We start from the raw sequence: 20,202 nt of genomic DNA, 5'->3' as shown, positions 1-20,202 counted from the left end.
GGTACATCGCGACCGCACCTGCGGCGGCCCAAAGGTTCCAGCCGAACGTCGATGGCGCTGACATGCTGATCTCCGGGAGCGTGGAGCATACGTGCGTCCAGATTCGATCCGATTGCGAACAGGACCGCCATGTCGTACTCCTAGTTGCCAGCATGGGCCAGGCAGTAAGGTGGGCGCCGGGCAAGCCGCGCACGCCCCGGGCCGTCGTCGAGGTCCCACGCCTTCGCCGACACCGATTCCCGGTTTCAAGGGCCTTCGGGTCCCGCGCAGATTGATGCCTTGGATTCGGACCTGACGATCCGGCGGTCGGCGTGGGGGACCGCCGGGGACGTGAGCCGATCATGCCCAAGAATCAGCCCACCGCCGCGCAGCGCGCCCGCCGACTGCAAGCCATAAAGGGCGGCTGATACACCGACATCTTGCATGGGCTCGCCTCCTCGGCCGACGAGAGCGCGAGGTTGCGCGCAGACGCCTGGCTGCAGACCATCCTGATCCACCTGCAGGCAGCACCACGACAGGAACTCCCCGACCGTCCCATAATCGCGTTCGCGGTGCCCTCGCTGCGGTAGCGCGCCGTCGCCCCCGGCCTGCGCGAGCGCGCCGGCATCGGCTCGTTCACCAGCCAGCGCATCATCGCCATCAGCTGCGCCAGGCTCGGGCTCGACCAGTCCACGCCGTAGCCCCGGCAGTACGACAAGTACAAAGCGATCCGGCCCGCGTACGTCTTCTCGGTGTTGAACGCCCGCCTTGCCCCACGCAGCCCCGCCAGATACGTGCACGCCTCGACATGAAGCCCGAGATCCTCATCAACCACCACCCACGACACCGACGCGTCAGCGGCCACCGCCCGCTCAGGCCGGTAGTACCGAGGCAGCACACCTGACATGGCTTCTCTGAACTAAAAGTTGATCACGATGCTGGAGTAGCCGCATCCCTCTCGCTAGGGCGGAGCTCTCAGGTCTTACCAGGTGGGGCGCCGGTCAGACTTCTGTGCCAAGGGCGGGCGCGCTCTCCGGCGGATCTCGCTACCAGTGGGCGCGGGACGCGGCCGGGCTCGCCGCCTCCACGCTGGACGGCTTGACGACGTCGGTCATCGAACTGTGCGAACACTACGGACTTCCGCCATGGCAGCTCAAGCCCCCGCACGTCGACCGGTACTTCGCCGGGCCAGGCAAGCGTGCGCTCGCCCGTCAGGGGTACGACGTCGTGATGATCGCCGACATCCTGGGGCATTCGCTGGAGACAGCGCGCCGCTACACCCTTGCTACCGAGGCTGATCGCCAGCGTCGCGACTGCGGTAGGCAAACCTGAGCATGAAGAACTGGGCGGTCGGACCGACCGTGAGTGCGTAGAGCACAGTGCCGACGCCCACGCTTCCTCCCAGCAGCCAGCCCACGGCGAGCACGGCGATCTCGATCAGGGTGCGGATGAGGCGGATGGAGCGCCCGGTCGCAGCGGACGCCCCGGTCATCAGCCCATCCCGAGGCCCAGGTCCAAAGCGCGCCCCGACATAGACGGCGACAGAAAACCCGTTGAGGAGGACACCCCCGACCAGCAGGCCGACCTGGGCCGGCAAGCCGAGGTGCTGCGGGATGAGCAAGAGGCCAAGATCCGATGCGTACGCCAGGACGACGATGTTGGCCACGGTGCCGAACGTCGGCCTTTGCTTGAGGGGAATCCACAGCAAGAGCACGAGAACCCCGAGGGCGGCGCTGATCGTGCCGAAACTCAGGGACGTGTGACGGGCGAGCCCTTCGTACAGGACGCTCCAGGGGTTGACGCCCAGCGAGGCCCGGACCATCGCGGAAAGACTGAATCCGTACAGGGCGAGGCCGATGAACAGTTGGGGAAGGCGTCTCAACGGACTCTCACCGAGAGGGACGTAGCTGAGCGGCGGTGGAGACGGGCGAGTGCTCGGTGCCAGGGCAGTCGCGACGGGATGTTCTGGAACGTTGGGACGGGGATATGGAGCGTCGCTGCTCAAGGACGTGCCCCCAGCGCGCAGACCTGACGGCCCTGCAGCAGTCGGCCTTCGTTGTAGGCCAGCGCCGCTGCTGGAAGCGCAGCGCTGCGCCCGCTGCGGATCACGGTCAGGATGCCCTCGGCAGCCGCCTCGGGGGCGGGCTGCTCGCCGATCCGACGCAGCGCCTGGGCCGCGACCGCGCCGGCCGAACCGTGCAGGATGAGAGGTGGCATACCAGGCTGCTGCACAGCCGCGCGGATGCGCTCGGCGATGAGTTCGTAATGGGTGCAGCCCAGAACGATGGCCCTGACGTCGTGCGGAGTGCGCTCTGCCGCGGCGGCGACCGCGAGGGCGGCGGCCGCCGCGTCCGCGTACTCGACGGCGTCGGAGAGTCCAGGGCATGGCACCTCGGTGACGCTCACACCATCGGCGAACTCGTCAATGAGGCCGCGCAGCTGAGGGCTGCCGGAGACGGCGGGCGTGGCCCAGACGGCGACCGGTCCGCCGCCTGCGGCAGCCGGTTTGATCGCCGGGACCGTGCCGATGACCGGCACGTCGGGTTCGAAGCGGGCGCGCAGGGCGGGCAGGGCGTGCACAGTGGCGGTGTTGCACGCGACGATCAGTGCATCTGGGCGGTGCGCGGCAGCTGCTTCGGCGACGGCGAGCGCGCGGGCGGCGATGTCCTGCGGCGCGCGCGGTCCCCAGGGCATGCCGTCGGGGTCCGAGGAGAGGACGAGATCGGCGTCGGGGCGCAGACGGCGTACCGCGGCGGCCGCCGCAAGCAGTCCGATTCCGGCGTCGACGAGCGCGATCTTCAGCCGGTCGCCATGGATGGGTGCCCGTGCCGTTACGGCGCGTTCCCCATGGGTGTGCCGCAGTTCGCACTCCCCGCGATCCATCTCCTGCTCCATACCAGTCGCCTCCGGCGTGCTCGTGTCTCAATGCCACCGGCGGCGATTCTGTACATTGATTGGCCGCAAGAGCATAGCCAATCACTGGAGAGTGGCATGGCCGACTCAATACCGTTCCGGACCACGGACAGGGTGGACCGCCCCAAACGGACGCTGGGAAGCCGGCAGCTCGCCGCTATGCTGCCCGACCCGGCGGGAGCCAGACCCGTCTACCGCCACCTGGCCCAGGCGATCAGCGCGCTGATCCTCGACGGACGGATCGCATTGCACGCCAGACTTCCCGCCGAGAGGGAACTGGCCGCCGCCCTGAACACCAGCAGGCCCACCATCACCGCCGCCTACGATTTGCTGCGCCAGAGCGGCTACGCCCGCAGCCGCCAGGGCTCCGGCACCTGGACCGCGCTACCCGAGGGCCGTACCCCCACCGGCGTCGCCCGGGTCCTCGCCCCGCGGGACACCGCCATCGACTTGGCCAGGGCCGCCCCCGCACTGCCGGAGCAGCTGCTCGTCGACGCCCTCGGCCACGTCGCCCCTCGACTGGCCGAGCACACGCACGGGCCCGGCTACTACCCCTTCGGCCTGCCGGACCTGCGTGCCGTCATCGCCGAGCGTTTCACCCAGCGGGGCCTGGCCACCGTGCCCGAACAGATCCTGGTGACCTCCGGCGCCCAGCACGCCCTCACGCTGGTCCTCGGGCTCCTGTCCACACCTGGCGACCGGATCATGGTCGAGAATCCGTCCTACCCGAACGCTCTGGACGCTATGCGTCGAGCCCGACTTCGCACCGTGTCAGTCCCGGTGTCCGACACCGGTTGGGACATCGAGGTCATCGAGTCCACCCTGCGGGAAGTGGTACCCCAACTCGCCTACCTGATCCCCGACTTCCACAACCCGACCGGTCTCCTCATGCCCGAGCAAGAACGCGCCCGCAGCCTGCGCGCCGCTCAGCGCACCGGCACCTGGCTCGTCATCGACGAGACCCTGGCCGACCTCGCCCTCGACGTCCCCGCCCCGCCGCCCTTCGCCTCCCACGCCACGCCCAGCGGGGCCGGACAGGTCATCACCATCGGCTCGATGAGCAAGACCTACTGGGGCGGCCTGCGCATCGGCTGGCTGCGCGCCCCCTCCCGTCTGGTGACCGAGCTCGCCGCCCAGCGGATCGCCACCGACTTGGGCGGCTCGGTCCTGGACCAACTCCTGGCCCTCGACCTGCTGACTCGGGCGGTAGAACTGTTGCCGCCCCGTCTGGAACGCATGCGCGAGCAGCGTACGGCCCTGGCCGCCGCCCTCGCCGAGCACATCCCGCAGTGGACCTGGCAGTCACCACCCGGCGGTCTGTCACTGTGGGTCGACCTGGGCGAGCCCATCGCCTCGGCGCTGGCTGAGCGCTCGCTGGACTACGGCGTGCGGATCGAGGGCGGCGCCTATTTCGCCACCGACCCCGGCATCTTCGAACAACGCCTCCGCATCCCCTACACAACACCCCCCGATACCCTGCGCGAGGCTGTGCACCGCATGGCCACCGCACTCGCCGACGGCCTCCCACTCCCGTCCACCAACCGACAACCACATTGGGTCGCCTGAGAACACCGCGCCGCCGGTTCCTGCCGCCATCAGCCTCCTGCGCCTGGTGAGTTCCTGCGCGAACGGGCCCGCATCCGCTTCCGGCTGCGCTCCGATCCCGGCGTCGAAGAACAGGTACGAGACCTGGCCACGCGGGAGAATGCCTGCTGCGCGTTCGTCGCCTTCGACGTCACCACTGCGTGCACGCCGCCCACCGCCGAGCAGCCGCTGCGCGAGGCCGAGTTCGACGCGTTGTTCGCCGAAGCGGGCCGGCAGATCGAGCGGCCGGAGCGCACCGGCTGGGGCCAGGCGAACTGAACGCCGCAACTGCGCGGCCCCGCGTGAGGACGGCTCTGAGCAGGGTGCGCCCTTGACCCGTACGGCACTGAGCCTTCGGCATTGAGCAGGTCATGAACGGTGGTGGGGCCGGAGCGTCAGCGTGCCGACATGGTAGCCGTGGGCGCAGATCCGGCTTCTTGATCGCGAAGCGTCGTCTGTTGGCCGTCATTCCACTGCGGTGACCAGGCATCGGTTCTGCTTATGCCCAGCGTCAGCAAGAGCCACTTGTTCTGATGCAAGCCTCTCGCGCAGGATGGGCGATGAACGTGACCGGATGATCACGGCGAAGCGTTGCGCCTGGAGGAGCCATGCCGTTGCCCGAAGACCACCGTCCACCCGAGCGCTGTCTGAGCTGCGGCCGGCCTGGCATGTGTGCGAAGGTCGAATCGTCTCACTACACCTCCGAAGGTGTCGTGTGCTATCTGAGATGCACATGTGGCCACCGCTGGGTAGCCTCACGACTGGCTGGGCTGCGATGCGAGAACTAGCACGCGACTCTGTGATCACACGCAGAGAGGATGGATACGAAGTCAACACGGACTCAGATCGTCTTGATGTCGGCTTGGTCCACCACTGGCTTTCGACCGATGCGTTCTGGGCTCTGGGCCGCACCCGGGAGACAATCGAACAGTCCATCCGCGCATCTGTGAACTTCGGCCTCTACGGGCCCGGCGGGGAGCAGGTCGGCTATGCCCGCGTCGTCACTGACCTGGCCACCTTCGCGTGGCTCTGCGATGTTTACGTCGAGCAGGCCCACCGCGGGAAAGGTCTGGGCACCTGGCTGGCCGCCGTGGTTCGCGATCACCTCGCCCCCTACAAGCTCAAGCGGGTGATCCTGTCCACGGTCGACGCCCACGAGGTGTACGCCAAGGTCGGCTTCGTGCCGTTCCCCGACCCGCAGAAGCTGATGATCTTAAAAGATGCGGGATGAGCGCCGCAGCGTGAGCCCGGCCACGCGTATACATCGCCCCGCGGCGTGCTCGGCGTACTCGTCGGATGGGCGTGCAGCCAGTCGAGGACCTGCTGGGCGTGGCGGTCGGGCGGGAAGATCGGGTAGAAGACGTGCTCGATCCGGCCGCCACGGATGACGAGTGTGAGCCGCCTGTACGAAGGCCGCCGATGGCAAAGCTGGGTAGGACGAGTCGTCGGGCGAGCAGCGGGGTGGTGTCGGAGACGAGCGGGAATGGCAGGCGTAGCCGCGTGACGGCCTCCTGCTAGTAGTCGACGTCCTGACCGGAGGGTCCGTACACCCACCGTGCCGGCGGCGGTCAGCTCCGCGCGATGGTCGCGGAACCCGCAGGCCTCGGGCGTTCAGCACCGTACGCCGATCCGTGGGCAGGTGGTCGGCGCCGCCATCATCGAGCGACACCGGCAGGTTGGCAGGCAGCTGTTCCCAGTTCATCGGTCTCTCCCATTGAACACCATCGGGGCTGGCGCCCACGGGTGCCCACGACAAGCGTATTCCGCTATAGAGGAGGATTCGCTACTATAGTGGAATAGTGATGGAAGGCGGCGGGATGTTGTTCAGTGGGTTGTCGATGGCGGACCTGGGTGCGCGGCTTCGCGCCCACCGCCGTGCCCGTGGCCTCGCACTGGAACGGCTGGCCGAATTGAGCGGCGTCAGCCGGAGCATGGTGTCCGATGTGGAGCGGGGCGCGAAGACGCCGACCGTGCTGGTCCTCGATCGGCTGGCCACCGCGCTGGGCACCTCGATCGCCCGACTGCTGGACGAGTCACGCGGCGAAGAGGCAGTGGTTCTGCGCAAAGCGCGGCAGCGGGTAGTGCATGATCAGGCGGGTTGGGAGCGCCGCATCCTGTCCCCGGTGCTGCCGGGCGTGGAATTCGAGTTCATGCGCACCATCCTGGAACCCGGCGTCGATGCCGGCGAGTTCTCACCGCATCCGCCGGGCTCACGCGAGTACGTGGCCGTGGAGTCGGGCCGGTTGACCCTCACGATCGATGGCGAGAGGTACATGTTGGATGCTGGGGACTCGGTGTACTACCCCGGCAACTGCCGGCACGGGTTCGTCAATGACGCGGGTTCGGAGTGTGTGTACTACCTGGTGATGGACCTGCACACGGCAGCGGCGGCACATCAGACCCAGCAGGTCGAGGACGTCGATGGATGACCTGCGGCGGGCGGGCGCAGCCGCCGTCGATGTGACGGCCGACTACCTTGCAGGCGTCCGGGAACAGCGGGTGTGGCAGCCTGTGGCGGAGGAGGACCGCGCCTGGCTGACCGGCCAGGATCTGCCCACCGTGGGCCGGTCGCTGGATGAGTTGGTCCATGACGTTCGTGTCCGGATGCTGCCGTACCCGATGGGTAACGGTCATCCCCGGTTCTTCGGCTGGGTGAACTCCCCGCCCTCGCCAGCCGGTGTGCTCGTCGCGTCGATGGCGGCGGCGTTGAACCCGAGCTGTGCCGGCGGCGAGCACGCAGGGGCGCTGCTGGAGTATGCCGTGGTGCGCTGGTTGGCGGATCTGGCAGGCTACCCCCACACCGCCGGTGGCGGGCTGCTGACCAGCGGCGCCTCCATGGCCACCATCATCGGCCTCGCCTCGGCCCGCCAGCGTGCCGCGCGGCAGGACGGATGGGACGCCCGCGAAGAAGGGCTCTGCGGCCAGCCGCCAATGGTGATGTATGTGTCTGCGGAAGGGCACAGTTGCCTGCGCAAGGCCGCTGAGCTGCTCGGCCTGGGTGCCCGCCATGTACGGGTGGTCCCGGTGGACGGCCGGTTCCGCATGGATGTCGACGCGTTGCGCGCCTTGATCGCCCAGGACGCCAAGGCAGGGCTGCGCCCGTTCTGCGTGGCGGCGAGCGCGGGCACCGTCAACACCGGCGCCGTCGATCCGCTGGAGGAGATCGCCGATGTCGCCGCAGACCGCGGCTTGTGGTTCCACGTTGACGGCGCCTACGGGGCACTCGGTGTTCTCGCCGACGGCGCCGCGGCAGCCTACGCGGGCATCGAACGGGCCGATTCGCTAGCGCTGGATCCGCACAAGTGGCTCGGCGTCCCGGTCGACTGCGGCTGTGTCCTCCTGCGCGACCGGGCATCGTCGCGCGACGCGTTCAGCCTGGTCCCGGCCTACCTGCGCGACGACAGTGCCGCAGGACTCGGTTGGTTCTCCGAGTACGGCCCGGAGCAGACCCGCCCATTCCGGGCGCTGCGAGCCTGGGCGACGATGTCGTACCTCGGCCGGGACGGGATTGTCCGGCTCGTCAACCAGACGGTACGGCTCGCCCACACGCTGGCCGCAATGATCGAGGCGGCGGACGACTTCGAGCTGCTGGCCCCGGTCACCACGTCGATCGTCGCGTTCAGGTATCGCCTGGGCAACCGCGACGGCCGAGTCGATGACCTCAACCGCGCGATCCCGGCCGCCGTCCAGCAGCGCGGGCGCGCCTTTCTGACCGGCACCCGGATCGGCGGCATGGAAGCGCTGCGCGCGTGCTTCCTCAACCCCGCCACCACTACGGAGGACCTATCCATCCTGCTCAACGAGACCCGCATGGCAGCCGCGGAGATCGCAGCGTAAGCACCCGCTGCCTGGCCATCAATCGCAGCGGGCGAGCGAAACCTAGTCTGCTGTTCAATCGGCCGCCCCGTCCACCTGCTCAACATGAGCGTCGTCTACGGCATCGACGACGCCCGCGCCCGCCTCGCCTCGGTCTACATGACCGTCTACACCCTCGGCGGCGGCGTCGGCGCGGCCGTCGGCCCCTCTGTCTACGCGGCCGGTGGCTGGAGCGCGACCTGCCTCCTCGGCGCCGCATTCCTCGTGATCGCCCTCGTCCTGACGTTCACCCGAACGGAGAACCCATGAAACCCAAGCTGGTCATCTTCGACAACGACGGCGTCCTCGTCGACAGCGAACCCACCGCACACCGCGTGCTGTCGGAATACCTAACGGAACTGGGCTTCCCCTTCACTTTGGAAGAGTCCTATCGATACTTCCTCGGCAACGCCGCCCGCACCGTCCACACGGTTGTCGCCGACCGCTACGGCGGCACGCTCCCCGCCGACTTCACCGCACGCTGCCACGAGCGGGTGTTCACCGCCTTCAGGCAAGGGTTGGCCGCCGTCCAGGGCGCTTCCACCGTCCTGACCGAGCTGCGGCGCCGCGGCATCCCCTACTGCCTGGCATCCTCCTCCGACCACGCCTGGATCGACCTCACCCTCGACCGGACGGGCCTGCGCCCCCTGCTGCCGCCCGGGGTGGTCTTCAGCGCCCAGGACGTCGGCGGCGTCGGCAAGCCCGCCCCCGATCTCTTCCTCCATGCCGCGGCCTCGTTTGGCAGCGACCCGCGCGACTGCCTGGTCGTCGAGGACAGCCCCAACGGCGTCCGCGCCGCGAAAGCCGCCGGCATGCCCGTCGTCGGCTACATCGCCCTGACCCCTGCAAGCAGGCTCACCGGAGCCACATCCCTCATCACACACCTGACCGGGATCCTCGGCCACCTCGACCACGACCGTTGAACCGAGGCCACAGACATCCACACCAGTCAGCAACTGAACACCCCCCGCTGAGCCCGCGGTTGAACGGGAAGGTCGGTTGCTCGATGTCTGCCAAGGGGCAGGCGAGGCGCAGGCGATATTCGGTGTCGCACAGCAGGCTCGGATGGCTAGAGTCCGGTTCTCATGGATGCCCCTAAAGATCTCCACATTGCCAACGTCATCGCCTGGCAGAGGCTTATCTCGACACGACGGGCTATGCCACCCGTTGCCTGGCCTTCGTCGAGGACGCCTACGAGCGCTCCAACAGCGTCGAGATCTTCGGCAGTGATCACGCTCAAGAATCGGCAGACCTGAACGGGGCCGCCCGTAATACTGGTGAGCCGCCTACCGGAGCGTTCGCCTTCTACGCCTGCCGCGGGCCGATTGATGGCGAGGTGCGGGACTGGGGACATGTCGGGCTGTGTGTCGGCGACGGTCGCGTCATCCACGCCTGGGACCGGGTACGGATTGACCACTACCGGGAGGTCGAACGGCTGGTGCCGCCGCCTGGCTGGGCTGGACGGCCGTCGACCGGATCTTTGACGGCTACCGGGCCAAGGACCGGACCTCGGTGGGTGATCCAATCGAAGCCGCCAGGAGAGCTTGGCGCTGTTGACGCCACTCTTTCCATGGTGGCCTGCGGCGCAGGTGCGCGGCGGGGGGCACGGGCCGGTTCTGGTCGGGTCATCGCCAAACCTGTAGTTGACGGCGGTTCACCCGTCGGGCATTGGGGTGGCTGAGCCACCTGAGTCGATCAAGCTGGATGCGCCGTTTGCCGATCTGGAGCGAGTGTGGACTGCCAGGACAGCAGCGCGAGTACTTCGGAGGTTTTGTGAACATCGTTGGCAATATCTACTTCGGGATCATCACCCGAGATGGTGCCCGCTACCGTGCCAGAGTCGAGGTGCCGGACCGGCCCGACGTGGTCGTGGTCACAGACTCGGACGCGGATCTGTTCCACGAAGTCAGCAGCAAACTCGCCACCATCCTCGGTACTGCCCCTGACGACGTGGATGTGCACCTTTTCGGACACGACGGGAGCGGCGACGTGCCGATCTATGGGGGAGCTGCCGTCTTCGACGGCGACCAATGGCTTACCCAGTTCCCCGCCCAGGAGGACCTTCCGGTGGCGTTGGCGATACCGCCGTCGTCGTCCTACGAGAGCGCGGCCGCACGAGCACGCGCCGTCCTGGCGAGTACGGTCGGCCGTCCAGAAGACAGCCTCGACATCGAGTTCTTTGAGATCATGCCGAACCAATACCTCGACAGGGGCGAGCAGGAGACGAGCTGAGATTGCAACCGTGCCGTCGGTGTCACTGCCGGACGGTTGTTGGCGGGGCCACACGGGAGCAGCCAGGCCCGAGGGCCTGGCTGCTGGAGTTCAGCTGGTTGTGGTGGTGAGCCCGGGCGGGCGATGGCGCGCAAGACCTCCGCCATGGCCCGCGACCGGTAGCAGAGTCGCCCGGTGGATCAGACCCGGTGAACAGACCATGGGGCCGAGAAACGTAGCAACTTTCGCGAGAACGGACGGCTCGGCACCTCACTGAGTACTCCCGCTCGGCGACCGAGCTGCTGGGGAGCAGCCCGGCTCAGGAATGATGTCGTCGAGCCGCCGGCCGTCGCCGTAGTGATGGCGGAGGATGGCCCTGTGGTTGGCAAGGCCGGAAGATGCGCGGTGCGGCGGCTGTCCGTTGTCGGCCGGATCCATGGTGCGGCGGCGGTATTGCTTGCCGGCGTGCGGGATGCGGGCCTATCGCGCGCGCAAGCGTGCCCTTCAGCGGCAGATGCTGGCGGCGGCGGTGATTTCCGCTGAGGCCGCGGCATGGTTTGAGCAGGAGGACGCGTGGCGTGCGCGGATGACGGCGTGGGCACGCTGCCCGGGGTGCGGTGTGGCGGTGTGGGCGTGGGTGCGGCGCCGCATGGATGCGGTGTTCTGTTCGGCGCGGTGCCGGGTCCGGGCCTAACGAGCCCGGCAGCCTGAGCCCCGCCGGCAGGACGATCACAACGGTTAGCCGTTACTGATGTCCGGTATGTGCCAGTGGGCGTAATGGCTGGTCGTTAGGCAACCAGGGCGTTCCGCCGAGGTGATCGGCGGGTGAGCCACCGCGACATCACGGTGATTGCGGCCCAAGTGAGGGTGAGCTGGGGATGCCGCAGCCGGATCCGCAGCAGCAGGTCACGGGCAACGGCTCGGTTGGAATTGTCCGCGCGGGTCACCATCACCATCAGCGGCATGCCGCAGGTGTCCACAACGAGGTGCCGCTTCCTGCCGTTGATCCTCTTGGCGGCGTCGTAGCCGCGGCTGGAGCGGGAGACGGTCTCGGCGGCCTTGACCGATTGGGAGCCGACGATCGCGGTCACCGGGGCGCGGCAGCGTCCCGCCCGGAGCCGAACCTGCTCGCGCAGGTGGTCGCGGATGGCGACGACACCGGCGCGCGCCCAGCGCGCGAAAACCCGTAAACCGTACGCCATGGTGGAAAGTCGGCAAGAAGGGCACGCCACTAGCAGCCGTTGTCGACGATGTAGCGGATCGCGTCCACGATTTCGCGGCGTGGATGGGCCTCGGGGCGGCCGCCGCGCTTGGTGCGGCAGGCCGGCGTAGGGAGCAACGGCTCCAGCAGCGCCCATTCGGCGGCGGTGGCGTCGGACGGGTAGTGGCGTCCGCGCATGACTCAACCCCAGACGGCAGTGCAACGGGAGGATGGGCAGCAGGGCTGGATGCGGACAGCCCTGGAAACGGCCGATCTCAGATGCTCACGACTGGTCGGTGACCAGCGACTCATACGTGGCGCGGACGCCTTCAAGCTGGGCCAGGATGGTCCTGGCGAACTTGTCGTTGGGGCGCGCGCCAGCGTGTGGCCCGACGGTCGCGGTGATCAGCCGAGTGATCCGGGTGAGCTCGGTGTGGAATCGGTGCCGCTCGTAGCTGATCCACTCGGCGGGGTCGGCGGAAAACCGATACCCCTCTTTCGGGGTCCAGGTGAGCGGGGTTAGGTGCTCCAGGGCGGCCTTGTCCTTGACCCATTGCAGGCACCGCCACCGTTGAGCGGACCACTCCGAGACGGTGAACGGAGAGTCGACGCTGCGGCCGACCTCCCGGTTGGCGGTGTCGACGGTCCATCGGTGCTGCCCGGTGCGGGGATCCTCCGGCGGCTCCTTGATCTTCCGCCAGCGCAGGGTCTCGTCCCGGATCGAGGCCAGGATGCGACCGCGGCCTCGGTCTGGCCGCCGGCCTCGGCCTGGAGTCCTCACCGGTGAGCTGCAGGGCTCCCACGACCCGTCCGGGATCGTGAACCACCGATTTTCGCGCTCACCCCTCTGCGAGCTGGACGATCATCTTGCCCGTGTTGCGCCCGCCGAGCATGCCGATGAAAGCGTCAACGACGCGGTCGAACCCGGCGACGACGGTCTGATCCACTTTGACCCTGCCCGACTGGATGTGCGGGATGAGCAGTGCCTCGAGCTCGGCCTGCAGATGCCCGTACTCGCGCACGAGGAAGCCTTCCAGGCGGATGCTCTTGCCCACCACGTCGTACAGGTTGCGGGGGGCGGCCGGCGGGCGGCCGAGGTCGTTGTAGGTGGACACCGCGCCGCACCACACGATACGGCCGTGGGCGCGCACGCCGCTGATCGCCGCCTCCAGATGCTCGCCGCCGACGTTCTCCAGGCAGACGTCGACACCCTCAGGTGCCGTCCGCGCGAGGAGCTCGGCGACGTGACCCTCGTGATAGTCGAAGGCCGCGTCGAAGCCCAGGTTCTCGGTGAGGTGTTTGACCTTGGCCGCTGATCCCGTACTGCCGATCACCCGTTCGGCACCCAGGATACGGGCGAGCTGCCCGGCCGCGGTGCCCACGCCGCCGGCGGCTCCGGAGATGAACAGTGACTCCCCTGGCTGGAGCTTGGCGACGCGCGTGAGCGCCACGTAGGCGCTGAGCCCCGTGCCGCCGAGCAGGCTCAGGAAGGCGCTGGCGGGAACACCGTCCGCCCGGGGCAGGACGCGGGCCTCGTCTGGGCCGACCACGGCGTGCGTCCGCCACCCCTTGCGGTGGAAGACCAGGTCGCCGACGGCTAGCCGGGGATCCCTCGACGCGATGACGCGCCCGATCGAGCGTCCTTCCAGCGGGCTGTTCAGCTCCCATTCTCCGTCCATGCATTCGCGCATGTAGGGGTCTACCGACAGGTAGAGGTCTCGACCAAGGCCGTCCCTTGGGCGGGTGAGGGGACGGGGCCGGTGACGAACGCGAACGCGTCCGGCGTCGGCGCTCCCTGTGGTCTGGCCGTCTGGTGAACGGCTATGAAGTCTCCCATGATCTCCTCTTTCATCGGGTCTCGCCGGGCGAGACCGCGAGAGCCAGTGCTTCGGCGATGGTGTCGGCGGACGGGATGACGGCCTGTGCCAGTGCCGGCGCGGCGGGGATCCGGGTCGGCGGGGCGCCGACCCGGATCGGGGGCCGCCGCAGCGGTATCCCAGCCTCGGCCACCGCGGCGACGATCTCGCCGCCCACCCCGCCGGTGACGTGGGCCTCGTGCGCCACGACAAGTCGCCTGGTGCGTTTGACGCTGGCCAGCACCGTGTCGAGGTCCAGTGGCCTGATCCACCTGGCGTCGACGACCTCCGCCTCGAACCCCAGCGCGGCGAGGCGGTCCGCGGCATCGAGCACGCGGTGCAGCATGGCGCCCCAGGTCACCACGGTCACGTCGGCGCCCGGCCGGCGTATCCGGGCTCCGCCGATGGGCCGCACCTGGCCGCCGATCCGGATGTCCTGCCTGCCGGCGTGATAGAGGGTCCTGTTCTCGATCACAACCACCGGGTCGTCGCACCAGATGCTGGACAGCAGCAGGTCGTAGGCGTCCTGATGGGTGGCGGGCATGCACACCCGAAGCCCCGGCACGTGCGCGAAGAACGCCTCGAGGTTCTGTGAGTGTTGGGCGCAGGCGCCGGGAGCGTGGCCCTGCTGCGTGCGTACGGTGATGGGCGCGCCCACCCTGCCACGGGAGACGTAGCGGACGTTGGCCGCCTGGTTGACCAGTTGGTCCAGCGCGACCAGTGAGAAGTCCGCCCACATGATCTCGGCGATCGGCCGGGCGCCGAACATGGCGGCACCGATGGCGCCGCCCAGGATGGCGGACTCGGAGATGGGCGTATCGAACACCCGCTCCCCGAACTGCTGGCGCAGCCCCTTCGTCACGCCGAAGACACCACCGGGGACGGCGACGTCCTCGCCGAAGAGCAGGGTCGTCCCATCCTCGGCCAGCGCGCGGTGCAGCGCGGCGTTCACGGCCTCGGCGTAGGAGAGGCGCGAGGTCAACTCAGGCATGGAGGTGCTCCAGTACGGTCGAGGGATCGGCGAGCGGGTCCGACAGCGCGCGCCGCGACGCCTCGGCGATCTCGGCGCGAACGCGGTCGGAGCGGGTCTCCAGCTCCGGCTCGGTCACCCCTGCCTGCTTGAGCACCTCAAGGAGCCGCGCGATCGGCTCCTCCGCGCGTGCCCGATCGAGCTCCCCCGCGGGCCGGTAGTGCTGAGCGTCACCGATGTAGTGACCGACGATGCGCTGCGTCATGGCCTCCAGCAGCACCGGGCCACGGCCCTCCCGCGCATGCCGGACCGCTTCGGCGACCGCCTGCTCGACCGCGCGCGGGTCGTTGCCGTCGATTCGCGCGCCCGGCATGCCGTATGGCGCGGCACGTCTGAACAGCGTATCCACCCGCGCCATGGCGGAGATCGGGGTCAGCTCCGAGTACAGGTTGTTCTCCACGAGGAAGATCACCGGGAGCCGGCGCACGGCGGCGAAGTTCATCGCCTCATGCACGGCGCCCTGGTTCATCGCGCCGTCCCCGAAGGCGGCCACGGCGACGCGGCCCGACCCGTCGAAGGTGGCGGCCAGCGCGGCACCGGCCGCGATCGGCGCGCCCGCGCCCACAATGGAGTTCTCGCCGTACATGCCGTAGTCGGGCGCCGTGAGATACGCCGACCCGCCGCGGCCGCCGTTGATCCCGCTTTCGCGTCCGAGCAGCTCCGCGAACAGCGGGTACGGCGGCACCCCGCAGGCCAGCGTCCATCCGTGCCCGCGGTAGGTGGGGAATACCACGTCCCTGGTCAGGTCGAGCGCCGCGCAGGCTCCCACGTAGATCGCTTCCTGACCGTTGCACAGGTGGACCGAGCCGACCACGTCACCGGCTGCCCGCAGCCGGGCGACCTCTTCCTCGAAGAACCTGATCCGCCGCATCGACTCGAGGAAATCGAGCAACCTGGCTGTTTCGGGCATGGGGATACCCACGCTCCTTTCGTCGTAATGATCCGGGCAGAGCCCGTGACGCTCAGCGCACGGCCGACGGCACCGTCAACCGGCCGGTACGCAGCAGCCCGGTCGCGATCGAGGAGGCTTCACGGACCTCCGTGGTCAACCACGTCTGCCGTGGGAGGAAGCGGGTCATCGGAACGGACACTGTGAACGCGCCGACCGGAGATCCCGAGCCGTCGAAGAACGGGGCGGCCACGCACGACACGCCCTCGCTGAACTCCTCACGGTCCAGGGCGTAACCCTGTCGGCGTATCTGCGCCAGCTCGGCGACGAACGCGTCGTAGTCGGTGATCGTCCTCGGGGTGAGCGGCGCGAGCTCCACACCCTCGAACATGGCGGCCACCTGCTCCTCGGGCAGGAAGGCAAGCACCGCCTTGCAGGAGGCGCGCGCGTGCATGTGCCCGGTGTAGCCGACGTCGAGGCCGCCGACGCTCACGGCGTGCAGGCCTGACAGGTAGTGCTGCATGGTGAGCGTGCCGTGACGCCACCCGGACAGGTACGACGCCTCCTGGGTCTTGTTGTGCAACCTGGTCAAGATGACCGCGAGCTCGGGCGAAGGCCCCGCCCGTTGCTGCAGGTGCCGACTCAGCGATGCGGCGCGCGGACCGGCGTCGTAGCAGCCGCCGGGGAGCCGGACGAGGTAACCGGTTGCCACCAGAGTGCGCAGCAGGTGGTAGCAGGTGCCGAGCTTGAGGCCCAGTTGGCGGCTGAGCACCTTCGCGGTCGCGGCGCCCTCGGCGGCTGCGACGGCCTCGAGCACGAGCAGGCCACGCTCCAGCGTGTGGAGCACGGTCGTCTTCTCCCGCTCGTCGTCGCTGTGCTGCTCGGGCATCGTCGGTCACCTCCTTCGGAATGGTCCCACTGTGCCGCCCGCGCCCTGGTCTTCGCACCAGGGTGAAACCATTTTTCGACTATGTGAAATCAGTCTCGCGGATGGCCCGGGCTAGTGAGGGCTTGCGTCTAGCGTGGACCTGGATGAACGCGTCGCGAGAAGAGAGACCGCCTATGATCCACCGCTGGAACCCGGCCGCCATCGCCGCGCCCATCGGCCAGTACAGCCATCTGGCCAGCGTGCCGGCCGACCACGAGCTGGTCTTCGTCTCCGGCCAGGTCGGCGTGCTGGACGATGGCACTCTGGCAGGCCCTGACGCGCGATCGCAGACGCGGCAGATCTTCGCCAACATCGAGCGGCTGCTCGACTCGCTCGGCGTCGGACCCGAGCACCTGGTGAAGTTGATGACGCTGGTGGCGGGCACCGAGCACCTGGACGGCTGCAGAGCCGCCCGCCAGGAGGTGTTCAGCAGGTGGTATCCGGACGGCGACTGGCCCGCGCACTCCCTCGCGGTGGTCGCCGCGCTGGCGACCCCCGAGCTGGCGGTGGAGATCGAGGGCATGGTAGCGGTCCCGCTCCGATGACCCCGGCACAGTTCCGCGAGCTGTTCCCCGCGCTCGCATCGACGGTGTGGCTCGACACCCCCGGCGCGCCGCCCGGCGCGCGGCCCGTGGTCGAGGCATTGCGAGAGACCCTGTCGGCCTGGTCCTGCGGCGACTTCTCCTGGCAGGACTGGGACGCGGCCGCCGCCACGGCCCGCACCCTGTTCGCCGAGTTCACCGGTGTGGATCCGGCCACCGTGTCGACGCTCGGGTCGCTCGCCGAGGCCGCCGCCACGGTCGCCGCCTCGCTGCCGCCCGGCCGGATCGTGGTGCCTGCCGAGGAGTTCCGCAGCAACCTGTTTCCCTGGTCGGCACGGCACGAGGTGGTGGCGGTGCCCACACGGGACGGGGTGACGCGGGTGGAGGACCTGGTCGACGCGCTGGACGACCGGGTCTCCCTGCTGGCGGTGAGCGAGGTGACCAGCAGGGAGGGGCAGCGGCTCGACCTGGCGGCCCTGCGCGCCGCGACCGACCGGGTGGGCGCGCGGCTGTTCGTCAACCTGACCCAGTCGCTCGGGGCGCTCCGCTTCGACGCCACCCGGATCCGCCCCGACTACTTCGCCGTGCACGGCTACAAGTGGATGCTGTGCCCACGCGGTGCCGCCTGGCTGGTCACCCGATCAGACCGGATCGACGGGCTACGAGCTCTGGCGCCCAGCTGGAAGTCGACGAGCCCGCCGCACGGCTATTTCGGCGGTCCCGCGGATCTGGCGCCCGACGCCGCGCGCTGCGATGCCTCTCCGGCCTGGTTTTCTTGGGTCGGGGCGATCCCCGCGCTGCGGCTGCTCGGCTCGCTGGACGCCGAGCGCGTCGAACGGCACTGCCTCGCCCTCGCAGGCGAGCTGACCCAGCGGGCCGAGGCCGTCGGCCTGCGGAGGGTGACGCACGGTCCCGCCTCCCACATCGTCGTCCTGCGCACTGGCCAGGCCGACGGCATCGCCATACGGCTGCGCGAGCGCGGCGTGCGGGCCACCGCTCTGGGCGACCGGGTCCGCTTCGGCTTCCACTACTTCAACGACGAGCACGACGCCGTCACGGCCGCGAGCGCTCTCGCCTGACCTTGAGGGTGTAGAGGAAACGCCCCGCTGAGTTCTCGCCCATCGACTGACTGAGCACGCGCCGATTAGTCATCAGGCCAAGGCAGGCCACATGCCGGTCCTCCCGAAGGTCACCAATACTTCACGTAGGTGCGGTAGCAAGGGTGTTCAGGTCTTTCGTCACAAATCGATCTTGAACACCCTCGTGTCATGCTCGCAGGGCAGGTGATCCGCCGAATCCCACTCCTTGGAATCAATCATCTAACGCGTGATCATGAGCTTGCGGGCGCCGTAGTTGGTGCCGGTGAAGTCCGTGGGCACTTCTTCCTGGGGGTGGCCAGGCGCGGGTTGGGGAAGCGCTGGAAGAGCTTGGGCAGGACGGTCTTCAGTTCGGCGCGGGCGACGTTCTGGCCGAGGCAGGCACGGACGCCATAGCCACAGCCCAGGTGGCGGACGATTTTACGGTCGATGTCCAGGGCATCGGGGTTGTCGAAGGCGCGGGGGTCGCGGTTGGCGGCGTTCAATCTCCCTTCTTGATCTGGGCGCCGGCGATTTCGAGGTCTTCCTTGGCGACCCGGCCGCGGCCGAACTGGACGATCGTCAGGTAGCGCATCAGTTCTTCGACATCGGGGCCGATCTTCTCCGGGTGCTCCATGATTTCTCGGCGCTGCGCGTCGTGGGTGAGGGAGGATGCCGTCGGCGGTGCCGGTGCGGCGGGCAAGCGCCTGGCGCCGTCCCACGTGCCAAGCTCCGACGTCGGCGCCCACGACTACGGCGAAGGGGTTGCCAGTCCGTTGTGTGGATCACGGGCGTCGACGAAGGCCGATCCAAACATGACGAAGGTCCGGCGCGGCAGCGTTCCCGGTCGGCTCACAGGCATCGCCGACCGGGAACGCCATGGATTCGAGCAGGGGTCGTCGTGCGGGTCATGCGTTCGGCCAGAGGATGAAGAGGGGGTAGGCACGTCGGCTGGGCAAGGTGCCGATCTCCTTGATTGCCGCACGGATCTGGCGCAGGTGGTCAGTAGTCATCTGCAGTGGCGGCTCGTCGGGCTGGTAGGTGGTGCGGATCGGGTAGTCCACGCCTGGCTGCCTGGTCATCTCGATGTGACAGCCGAGCACGTGGGTGACCGGTCGGCGGTCGGAGAACTCGATCAGGCGGTCGATGGTCCGGGCGAAGGCATTCCAGTCCTGGATGTACAGCCGGCCGGGATAGACCGTGTCACCAGTGAGCAGGAAACCGGTCCACGGGTCGTAGAACGTGACCGCTGCCTCGTGGTGGCCCGGGGTCGCCAGGCACTCCAGGACACGGCCCCCCAGGTCGACCCGCGCCACGGCGTCAGAATCCGCGCTGAATCCGAAGTACCGCCAGGCGGTGGCCTCGTCCGCGCCGACCACAGTGGTGTCTGGGCGGTCGGTGAACTGGCAGTCACCCGCGACGTGGTCCCCATGCGCGTGGGTGTGGAGCACCAGCAGGTGGTACCTCTCCCGGGAATGGCGCGCGAGCCAGCCGGCGATGAGCTCATCGACCACCTGGCGCAAGGGGAAGAATTCGGCGGATGCCGTGGCGCCGGTGTCGATCAGCACCGCCTGAGCGTTGCCGAACAGCAGGAACAAGAACGGCGCCTCATAGTTGATCGCCATGTTCTGCCGCAAGATGAGCGTGTGCTCGTCGTACTCGTAGATCTGGATGTCCGGATCGGTGTTGTGCTTGGCCGAGGGCGAGCCGTGAATCCACCGGACGTCCAGCGCGCGAGGCTGTGGAGTCACTCCAGCGAAATCGATCAGAGGTATGCCTGCATCCATGACGTCTCTCTTTCGAGTGCGTCGTCTTAGCAGGCCGGGTACGGCGCACATCTCGTCCGGGGCAAGCACCAACGAGCTTCCAGGGGGAACGTACCATGACACCGATCGGCCACTCTCGCCGCCATGGATCCGCCTGGAGCCTGTCGCGGCTGCAAAGCAGCGCCGAAAGGCACGAACTCTAATGACGTAGCGGCTGATTTCGGCGAGATGCCGTTGTTCCCCAGATGAGCTGCCCCGGGTTGGTTGGAGGCTCCCAAGACTGGAAGGCTGGGAGTCGTGCCCGCACCGAGGAAGTACCCCCAAGAGCTGCGTGAACGCGCCATCAAGATGGTGTTCGACCTGCGTGAGGAG

General features: G+C 68.5%; 21 protein-coding genes, 2 pseudogenes and 1 riboswitch. Of the genes and pseudogenes, 10 read left to right on the top strand and 13 right to left on the bottom strand.

The window, feature by feature from the left end; translation table 11 throughout:
• Positions 1–352: 352 nt before the first annotated feature.
• The gene (locus ABN273_RS54255; RefSeq protein WP_349457596.1) at positions 353–886 is read right to left on the bottom strand and encodes a hypothetical protein; all 534 of its coding nucleotides are present in this window, start codon (positions 884–886) and stop codon (positions 353–355) included.
• A 104-nt stretch (positions 887–990) separates the two neighbouring features.
• Here ABN273_RS54255 and ABN273_RS54250 point away from each other — a divergent pair, with 104 nt between their 5' ends.
• On the top strand, positions 991–1,311 hold the full coding sequence (locus ABN273_RS54250) for a site-specific integrase (protein ID WP_349457595.1): 321 nt from the start codon (positions 991–993) through the stop codon (positions 1,309–1,311).
• Here ABN273_RS54250 and yczE read toward each other — a convergent pair.
• Both yczE and ABN273_RS54240 read right to left on the bottom strand, forming a co-directional pair.
• Positions 1,265–1,861 (bottom strand): membrane protein YczE, encoded by a 597-nt coding sequence (gene yczE, locus ABN273_RS54245; protein WP_502911314.1) that lies wholly within the window; start codon positions 1,859–1,861, stop codon positions 1,265–1,267. The genes ABN273_RS54250 and yczE overlap by 47 nt on opposite strands.
• A gap of 119 nt (positions 1,862–1,980) precedes the next feature.
• The gene (locus tag ABN273_RS54240; RefSeq protein ID WP_349457617.1) at positions 1,981–2,781 is read right to left on the bottom strand and encodes a glutamate racemase; all 801 of its coding nucleotides are present in this window, start codon (positions 2,779–2,781) and stop codon (positions 1,981–1,983) included.
• 189 nt (positions 2,782–2,970) lie between these two features.
• Between ABN273_RS54240 and yczR the strand changes: the two genes are divergently transcribed.
• From yczR to ABN273_RS54205, 7 genes are all read left to right on the top strand, one after another.
• Positions 2,971–4,458 carry a MocR-like transcription factor YczR gene (gene yczR / locus ABN273_RS54235; RefSeq protein ID WP_349457593.1) on the top strand — a complete coding sequence of 496 codons (1,488 nt, stop codon included), beginning with the start codon at positions 2,971–2,973 and terminating at the stop codon, positions 4,456–4,458.
• An 817-nt stretch (positions 4,459–5,275) separates the two neighbouring features.
• Positions 5,276–5,707: a GNAT family N-acetyltransferase gene (locus ABN273_RS54230; RefSeq protein WP_349457592.1), complete on the top strand. Its 432-nt coding sequence runs from the start codon at positions 5,276–5,278 to the stop codon at positions 5,705–5,707.
• 571 nt (positions 5,708–6,278) lie between these two features.
• Positions 6,279–6,905: a helix-turn-helix domain-containing protein gene (locus tag ABN273_RS54225; protein WP_349457616.1), complete on the top strand. Its 627-nt coding sequence runs from the start codon at positions 6,279–6,281 to the stop codon at positions 6,903–6,905.
• Complete coding sequence (locus ABN273_RS54220) at positions 6,898–8,313, top strand: pyridoxal phosphate-dependent decarboxylase family protein (protein WP_349457591.1); 1,416 nt, start codon at positions 6,898–6,900, stop codon at positions 8,311–8,313. Before ABN273_RS54225 ends, ABN273_RS54220 begins: the two co-directional genes overlap by 8 nt.
• An 84-nt stretch (positions 8,314–8,397) precedes the next feature.
• Entirely contained in the window at positions 8,398–8,601 is a 204-nt protein-coding gene (locus ABN273_RS54215) for a hypothetical protein (protein WP_349457590.1), read from the top strand.
• Positions 8,598–9,254 (top strand): HAD family hydrolase, encoded by a 657-nt coding sequence (locus ABN273_RS54210; protein ID WP_349457589.1) that lies wholly within the window; start codon positions 8,598–8,600, stop codon positions 9,252–9,254. The genes ABN273_RS54215 and ABN273_RS54210 overlap by 4 nt, the downstream gene beginning before the upstream one ends.
• Positions 9,255–10,104: 850 nt before the next feature.
• Complete coding sequence (locus ABN273_RS54205; RefSeq protein ID WP_349457588.1) at positions 10,105–10,563, top strand: hypothetical protein; 459 nt, start codon at positions 10,105–10,107, stop codon at positions 10,561–10,563.
• Positions 10,564–11,396: 833 nt separating this feature from the next.
• Here the strand turns inward: ABN273_RS54205 and ABN273_RS54200 are convergent.
• The 7 genes and pseudogenes from ABN273_RS54200 to ABN273_RS54170 form a co-directional block, all read right to left on the bottom strand.
• Positions 11,397–11,941, bottom strand: a pseudogene (locus tag ABN273_RS54200) (IS5 family transposase); the annotation flags it as partial.
• Between the two features lie 85 nt (positions 11,942–12,026).
• On the bottom strand, positions 12,027–12,524 hold the full coding sequence (locus tag ABN273_RS54195) for a DUF6192 family protein (RefSeq protein WP_349457587.1): 498 nt from the start codon (positions 12,522–12,524) through the stop codon (positions 12,027–12,029).
• A gap of 58 nt (positions 12,525–12,582) precedes the next feature.
• Positions 12,583–13,293, bottom strand: coding sequence for a zinc-binding dehydrogenase (locus ABN273_RS54190; protein ID WP_349457614.1), 711 nt, complete (start codon positions 13,291–13,293; stop codon positions 12,583–12,585).
• Positions 13,288–13,500, bottom strand: a pseudogene (locus tag ABN273_RS60065) (NADP-dependent oxidoreductase); the annotation flags it as partial. The gene ABN273_RS54190 and the pseudogene ABN273_RS60065, both read right to left, overlap by 6 nt.
• 91 nt (positions 13,501–13,591) lie before the next feature.
• Positions 13,592–14,590 carry an alpha-ketoacid dehydrogenase subunit beta gene (locus ABN273_RS54180; protein ID WP_349457586.1) on the bottom strand — a complete coding sequence of 333 codons (999 nt, stop codon included), beginning with the start codon at positions 14,588–14,590 and terminating at the stop codon, positions 13,592–13,594.
• Positions 14,583–15,539, bottom strand: coding sequence for a thiamine pyrophosphate-dependent dehydrogenase E1 component subunit alpha (locus tag ABN273_RS54175; protein ID WP_349457585.1), 957 nt, complete (start codon positions 15,537–15,539; stop codon positions 14,583–14,585). The genes ABN273_RS54180 and ABN273_RS54175 overlap by 8 nt, the downstream gene beginning before the upstream one ends.
• Before the next feature lie 52 nt (positions 15,540–15,591).
• The gene (locus ABN273_RS54170) at positions 15,592–16,407 is read right to left on the bottom strand and encodes an IclR family transcriptional regulator (protein ID WP_349457584.1); all 816 of its coding nucleotides are present in this window, start codon (positions 16,405–16,407) and stop codon (positions 15,592–15,594) included.
• Positions 16,408–16,580: 173 nt separating this feature from the next.
• On the opposite strand from ABN273_RS54170, the gene ABN273_RS54165 reads away from it, so the two are divergent.
• A complete protein-coding gene (locus ABN273_RS54165; RefSeq protein ID WP_349457583.1) occupies positions 16,581–16,991 on the top strand; it encodes a RidA family protein in 411 nt (136 codons plus the stop codon).
• Positions 16,988–18,067, top strand: a complete 1,080-nt coding sequence (locus ABN273_RS54160) for an aminotransferase class V-fold PLP-dependent enzyme (protein WP_349457582.1) — start codon at positions 16,988–16,990, stop codon at positions 18,065–18,067. Before ABN273_RS54165 ends, ABN273_RS54160 begins: the two co-directional genes overlap by 4 nt.
• A gap of 251 nt (positions 18,068–18,318) precedes the next feature.
• Here ABN273_RS54160 and ABN273_RS54155 read toward each other — a convergent pair whose 3' ends face one another.
• The 3 genes from ABN273_RS54155 to ABN273_RS54145 form a co-directional block, all read right to left on the bottom strand.
• Entirely contained in the window at positions 18,319–18,570 is a 252-nt protein-coding gene (locus ABN273_RS54155; RefSeq protein ID WP_349457581.1) for a cytochrome P450, read from the bottom strand.
• A complete protein-coding gene (locus ABN273_RS54150; protein WP_349457580.1) occupies positions 18,567–18,767 on the bottom strand; it encodes a hypothetical protein in 201 nt (66 codons plus the stop codon). Before ABN273_RS54150 ends, ABN273_RS54155 begins: the two co-directional genes overlap by 4 nt.
• Positions 18,768–18,972: 205 nt before the next feature.
• Complete coding sequence (locus ABN273_RS54145; protein ID WP_349457579.1) at positions 18,973–19,815, bottom strand: MBL fold metallo-hydrolase; 843 nt, start codon at positions 19,813–19,815, stop codon at positions 18,973–18,975.
• Positions 19,816–19,866: 51 nt separating this feature from the next.
• Positions 19,867–19,934: riboswitch (guanidine-III (ykkC-III) riboswitch) on the bottom strand.
• Positions 19,935–20,202: the final 268 nt, after the last annotated feature.

This window comes from Nonomuraea sp. B19D2 (assembly GCF_040137845.1).
In the GTDB taxonomy this organism is placed as follows: domain Bacteria; phylum Actinomycetota; class Actinomycetes; order Streptosporangiales; family Streptosporangiaceae; genus Nonomuraea.
This window is presented reverse-complemented; position numbering and strand designations above follow the sequence as displayed.

Coding starts and splice junctions, on each gene's coding strand:
- ABN273_RS54165 (WP_349457583.1), top strand. CDS start 16,581: ATGATCCACCGCTGGAACCCGGCCGCCATCGCCGCGCCCATCGGCCAG.
- ABN273_RS54210 (WP_349457589.1), top strand. CDS start 8,598: ATGAAACCCAAGCTGGTCATCTTCGACAACGACGGCGTCCTCGTCGAC.
- ABN273_RS54180 (WP_349457586.1), bottom strand. CDS start 14,590: ATGCCTGAGTTGACCTCGCGCCTCTCCTACGCCGAGGCCGTGAACGCC.
- ABN273_RS54215 (WP_349457590.1), top strand. CDS start 8,398: ATGAGCGTCGTCTACGGCATCGACGACGCCCGCGCCCGCCTCGCCTCG.
- ABN273_RS54160 (WP_349457582.1), top strand. CDS start 16,988: ATGACCCCGGCACAGTTCCGCGAGCTGTTCCCCGCGCTCGCATCGACG.
- ABN273_RS54225 (WP_349457616.1), top strand. CDS start 6,279: ATGGAAGGCGGCGGGATGTTGTTCAGTGGGTTGTCGATGGCGGACCTG.
- yczR (WP_349457593.1), top strand. CDS start 2,971: ATGGCCGACTCAATACCGTTCCGGACCACGGACAGGGTGGACCGCCCC.
- ABN273_RS54170 (WP_349457584.1), bottom strand. CDS start 16,407: ATGCCCGAGCAGCACAGCGACGACGAGCGGGAGAAGACGACCGTGCTC.
- ABN273_RS54255 (WP_349457596.1), bottom strand. CDS start 886: ATGTCAGGTGTGCTGCCTCGGTACTACCGGCCTGAGCGGGCGGTGGCC.
- ABN273_RS54175 (WP_349457585.1), bottom strand. CDS start 15,539: ATGCCCGAAACAGCCAGGTTGCTCGATTTCCTCGAGTCGATGCGGCGG.
- ABN273_RS54220 (WP_349457591.1), top strand. CDS start 6,898: ATGGATGACCTGCGGCGGGCGGGCGCAGCCGCCGTCGATGTGACGGCC.